General features: G+C 41.2%; 2 protein-coding genes. Both read right to left on the reverse strand.

The annotated features are described in order from the left end of the window. Positions 1-536, reverse strand: a 536-nt coding sequence (locus AC1DUA_RS38055; protein WP_477504637.1) for a Ger(x)C family spore germination protein, incomplete at its 3' end; no start/stop codon positions are given. Then, positions 526-1,291, reverse strand: a 766-nt coding sequence (locus AC1DUA_RS38060) for a GerAB/ArcD/ProY family transporter (protein ID WP_477504638.1), incomplete at its 5' end; no start/stop codon positions are given. The genes AC1DUA_RS38060 and AC1DUA_RS38055, both read right to left, overlap by 11 nt.

A 1,291-nucleotide genomic window follows, 5' to 3' on the forward strand; every position in this document is an offset into this window, starting at 1 on the left:
GCAATGGAGGAGATATAATCAATTGGTGTTGATTCATTGTTTGGAAAAATGCCTAGTATATCCGAGGCTTTTCCATCGGCGATCAAAATTTGAACCCCACGTCGCATTTCGCTATTTCGCAGAAAAAAATCAAGAATATTGGGAAGGTTCTCTTTGTCCTTAGCGATATCGCTAGAAATGATGATGATTTTCAAGTGTTCAAAATAAGGGGTTCGACTAGTTCTTTCCGATATTCTGGAAGCAATTGCCGGCATCGAGTTTTCTGTCGTCGAGATATTAAAATAAGCTTGTCCGGCATGCGGATTCAATCCGTTGGTTTGGCCGCTGCTACTGCTGCTGCTTTGTTTGAGGCCGCCTGGGACGATCATTTGATAGGTGCCTTTGTATACATTTTTGGAGTTTTTCGTATCCGGTTTATCGATGGCGACGCCTACTACGAAGCCGCGTTGATTAATTTCCACGCGGTCCCAACAGCCTGTCAGAATTGACAACGTGAAGCCGAGACACAATGTGCAGAGAATCTTTCTAGGTAGCATCACTCTTCACTCCTCGAAGCTTGGCAATCACATGAATAAGTATGGGAAACAAAATGCTCACCGTTATACCAACGTAACTAATAATAGAGCTCATTTTACTAAAATCAGATAAATTCTTCGGGTACATACACAATAAATAGATGATTGGACTCAGGATAAATACCCATGTTTTGTGCTTGGGTTTGGTGAACAAAGAGCGAAGTCCATAAATCGTACAATCATAAGCCATTACAGTTGTTGTAAATACAGCCATAATCCAAATTGTAAAAAATATCGATTCAAAGCGTTCAAAAAATTCACCTGGGATCTGCATTTCCTTGGCAAGCTCTACAGCCGGATAGGTGATTTCAGGCAGTGCGAGCTGAGAAAAAACGCCAACGCAAACAACATAGATGGACGTATATAACAAGAGAGGGATAAGTACGCCGATAACTACCGCTTTTGGAGCGTCTTTTGGTCGATTCATCATCGTAATATAGAATAGAATGACCTCAAAACCCAAAAGCGAAAAAGAAGTCGTTTTCATGGCAGAGGCTAGTGATTTCCAATCGGTCGTAAAAAATGGTTTTAGTTCTTTCACATCAACCATTCCAAGGCTAAAGAGAAGAACGAGCACAGTGACGAAAAGTACGATCGGAAYAAATAAGATATTTAAACGAACTAGACCCACGCGGCTGCCGCTGACGGCATACACGTTTACCATTAAGAAAGCAAAAGCAATGACCTCTACAGGTGTTGTTTCAAATAAGTATTGT

Source organism: Paenibacillus sp. 01T422, from assembly GCF_056398785.1.